Origin of the sequence: Bergeriella denitrificans NBRC 102155 (assembly GCF_001592185.1) — a bacterium.
In the GTDB taxonomy this organism is placed as follows: Bacteria; Pseudomonadota; Gammaproteobacteria; order Burkholderiales; family Neisseriaceae; genus Neisseria; species Neisseria denitrificans.
The window spans coordinates 1-3,639 of record NZ_BCWL01000203.1 but is presented as its reverse complement, the minus strand read 5'-3'; the positions used below and the strand labels follow the sequence as shown (position 1 = coordinate 3,639).

Here is a 3,639-nt window from a genome sequence, read left to right as displayed (position 1 = left end):
GTACTGTCTGCGGCTTACGGCCTTGTCTCAATCTAACGAAACAAGTATCCCCCCACTCCTCCCATTCTTTCTCTCCCTACACTAAATACAAAAAAGCCTGCTTTTTCAAGCAGGCTTTTTATCAAGCTAATCCGTTCAGATTAGAATTTGTGACGCAGACCAACCAAACCGGCAACGGTTTCTACGCGGTGCGGGCCGTTTTCACCGGCACGCAACCAACCTGCAGATACCAGAGCGCTGGTGCGTTTAGAGAAGTCGTAGTCAGCACCCAGTACCACTTGGTCGTATTGAGTACCTTTCAGTTTGTCACCGGCTACTTTAGCTTTGAAACCGTGAGCGTAAGAAACGCGCGGAGTTACATTGCCGTAGCGGTAAGAAGCAGTAGCGGCAACCTCAACAGTTTCTACACCGCGGCCGTCCAGACCTTGGGCAGTACCGAATACGGTGTTACCGATATCGGTAGTATTGTCGGCAGTTACAACACCGTTAGCCAGGGCTTCGGCGTATTGGCCGTAAGTTTCCCAGTTTTTACCGTATTGACCGGAAACAGTTACCAGCACGTTGTTGGCGTCGTAACCGGCAGTCAGGCGGTGCAGTTGACCGTCTTTAGCAGCAGCACCGGTTTTAGCGGCGTTCAGAGTGTGTTTGCGGTAACCACCGGCGTATTGACCGAAGAAACCGGCGTTTTCGTAGTTCAGGCCGGCGTAGTAAGATTCACCGGTAGCCACTTCGTGAGTGTATTTGTCAGCAGGGTTTTCGTTGTCGCGAGGAGCAAATTGTGCAGACGCGCTGAAGCCTGAGAATACAGGAGAGTCGTAGCGTACAGATACTTTGCGCTCGGAAACGGTGTCACGGGTGAACACGCCTTGTCTCAGAGCGGCGTTGCTGGCATCCCACGGATCAATCGCATCGTCAGTGTCTTTAACGGTAGTGTTCAGTTTACCGGCGCGGATTTTACCGAAGCCGCCTTCCAAACCGATGAATGACTCACGAGTACCCCAGCCTGAATCAGTACCGGCGATAGAAGCGTTTTGCTCCAACTGCCAAATGGCGTTCAGGTTGTTGCCCAGGTGCTCGTGGCCTTTGAAGCCGATGCGTGAACCGAAGTCAGCGATTTCGGTAGCAGTTTTAGAGCTGGCGTCGCGACCCAGTTTAGCAGCAGTGTTGCCGCCTACGGTACCGCCGTTTTTAGCGCTACCTACTTTAGTGTTAGATACTTCAACACCGGCTTTGATTTGACCGTACAGAGTTACATCTGCAACAGCAGCAACCGGCAGAGCAGCCAAAGTCAGCGCAATCAGAGATTTTTTCATTACTGTATTCCTTTTGTTTGTAAAGCAAACTTAAACACTTTAGAGGTTTTGTTTGGCTTTTGCATTTACCGCCATAGCCAATGCTTAGCGATTCCATGGTTGTTAATATAGCTTCTTTATTTTCAAAAAACAAATTTCCATCTGTTTTTCTGCCCCAGCCCGGCCGCAACAGTTGTTTTTTGCATACAGTTTTTCAGACGGCATCGGCGTGATTTTCAGGCAAATCGCTGAAAATATTCTGTTTTATAAATTTATTATCTATTTGTAGAAAAACAACATCCCTGCTAGATGCCGCTTTCGGGCAGCTCGGCCGAACCCATACGGCGCAGGATAATATTGGTTTTGTTGCGCAGGCGCTTGCTTTTGGGGTTGTCGGCGTAAAAAAGCGGGGCGGGCACGCGGGCGGCCAGGGTAGCGGCCTGCTGCTTGCTCAGGCTAACGGCGCTTTTGCGGTAAAACTTCTGCGCGGCGGCTTCTGCGCCGAATACGCCGTAATCCCATTCAATCACATTCAGATACAGCTCGAAGATGCGGTCTTTGTCGGTCACCGCTTCCATCATGGCGGTGATGGCGGCTTCTTCGGCCTTGCGGATATAGCTGCGACTGTCGTTGAGAAACAGGTTTTTCGCCAGCTGCTGGCTGATGGTCGAGCCGCCGGCCTGCACCTTGCCGCTCTTTTCATTGCGCTTCATGGCGTTTTTAATACCGCTCCAATCAAAGCCCGAATGTTCGGCAAACTTGGCGTCTTCCGAAGCAATCAGGGCTTTTTTAAGATTGGTGGAAATATCGGCATAAGGCACCCAGCGGTAATCCAGCGCCACATTCCTGCCCTCTCCCGCAAACTGGCTCATACGCATATCCATAAAAGCGGTTTGGCGCGGCGCGACGGCGCGGTAAGTGATGATATTGCCGTAAACATAGGCATTAAAAAAGATAAAGGCGGCCACCGGCAGCGCCAGCAGCCATTTCAAAATCAGCATGACCATATCTTTCGGAGAACCCGGCCTGCCCAAGCCATCGCCGGGCAGTACTGCATAAAACGAGGCGGCAAGTTCTCAACTTATAAATTCCCAACTACAACTATATATAGTGCAATTTAGCGTGCAGCCGCCCGCCAACCGTTTTTTTTCAGACGGCATCAACTACACCGTCCGGCCGGCAGAATGATGCCGCCCAAGTTTTCAAACATTCTTCATATAGTCAATCACAGGCTTGATGTCCGGCTCGAAGCCGCGCCAGAGCGAATAGGAAAACGCGGCCTGCCCGACCAGCATACCCAAACCGTCGGCAGTTTTCGCCGCACCCGATTGGCGGGCAAACTGTAAAAACGGTTCGGCCTCCCGGCCATAAACCATATCGTAAGCCAGCGCGCATCGGGCGAACACTTCCGGCGCGACGGCGGGCAGTTCGCCGCTCAAACCGCCGGATGTGCCGTTGATGACGATGTCGAAATGCGCGGCGGGCAATTTGTCCATTTCCACCGCTTCAATGCCGAAGCGTTCGGCCACTTCCTGCGCTTTTCCGTGGGTGCGGTTGGTGATGACGATGGAAGCGGGCTGTTTTTCCTGCAGCACGGGAACCACGCCGCGCACCGCACCGCCCGCACCAATCAGCAGCACGTTTTTCCCCGCCACTTCCACGCCCTGCGCTTGGATGATGTCGTTAACCATACCCACACCGTCGCTGTTATCGCCACGGAACCTGCCGTTGCCCAGAGGAATAATGGTGTTGACCGCACCCGCCGCCAACGCACGCTCGGAATGCTCGTCCACAAAATCATACGCATCGAGCTTAAAGGGCACAGTCACATTCGCCCCCTGCCCGCCCGCTGCAAAAAAAGCAGCGGCGGCTTCGGCAAAAGCGCCGATGTCGGCATAAATGCGGTCGTAGTCGATGTCCGCTTTTTCCTGCTTGGCAAACTCCTGATGAATCTGCGGCGATTTGCTGTGGACAACGGGATTGCCGAAGACGGCGTAACGCGGTTTGTGGCTCATGATATTCAAACTCGGGGCAGTCAAATAAAAGACATTATATTAGAAAACCGCCGCCCGGGCGCACGAAATCCGGCGCAAATTTTTCAGACGGCCGCCACACCCCGCCCGTGCAGCCGCACAAACACGCAGGCCGTCTGAAAACACAGCCCGCCCACCATACCGCACACGGCGACGCAGGCGCAAAATTGTTGACAATCACGCCGTCTGAAACTAGGATTTTGTTGACAATTCATCCGTGAAGTAAGACTTGCGCGTAAACGCGCGGAAGCAAGGCGGAACACGCGGCAAGGTCGGACACCTTGCGGGCGTTTCCAACTCAGCAGGCGCATTTT

General features: G+C 53.2%; 3 protein-coding genes. All 3 read right to left on the bottom strand.

Features of this window, described 5'->3' with window-relative positions:
- Window positions 1-140: 140 nt before the first annotated feature.
- Window positions 141-1,313, bottom strand: coding sequence for a trimeric porin PorB (gene porB, locus BDE01S_RS09130; RefSeq protein WP_066080544.1), 1,173 nt, complete (start codon window positions 1,311-1,313; stop codon window positions 141-143).
- A 284-nt stretch (window positions 1,314-1,597) separates the two neighbouring features.
- Window positions 1,598-2,293, bottom strand: coding sequence for a monofunctional biosynthetic peptidoglycan transglycosylase (gene mtgA, locus BDE01S_RS09125; RefSeq protein ID WP_066080542.1), 696 nt, complete (start codon window positions 2,291-2,293; stop codon window positions 1,598-1,600).
- A gap of 201 nt (window positions 2,294-2,494) precedes the next feature.
- Entirely contained in the window at window positions 2,495-3,307 is an 813-nt protein-coding gene (aroE, locus tag BDE01S_RS09120; RefSeq protein ID WP_066080537.1) for a shikimate dehydrogenase, read from the bottom strand.
- Window positions 3,308-3,639 lie beyond the last annotated feature (332 nt).

Bases quoted from the DNA above. Each gene is read 5' to 3' on its own strand.
- porB (WP_066080544.1), bottom strand. From the start codon at position 1,313: ATGAAAAAATCTCTGATTGCGCTGACTTTGGCTGCTCTGCCGGTTGCT.
- mtgA (WP_066080542.1), bottom strand. From the start codon at position 2,293: ATGCTGATTTTGAAATGGCTGCTGGCGCTGCCGGTGGCCGCCTTTATC.
- aroE (WP_066080537.1), bottom strand. From the start codon at position 3,307: ATGAGCCACAAACCGCGTTACGCCGTCTTCGGCAATCCCGTTGTCCAC.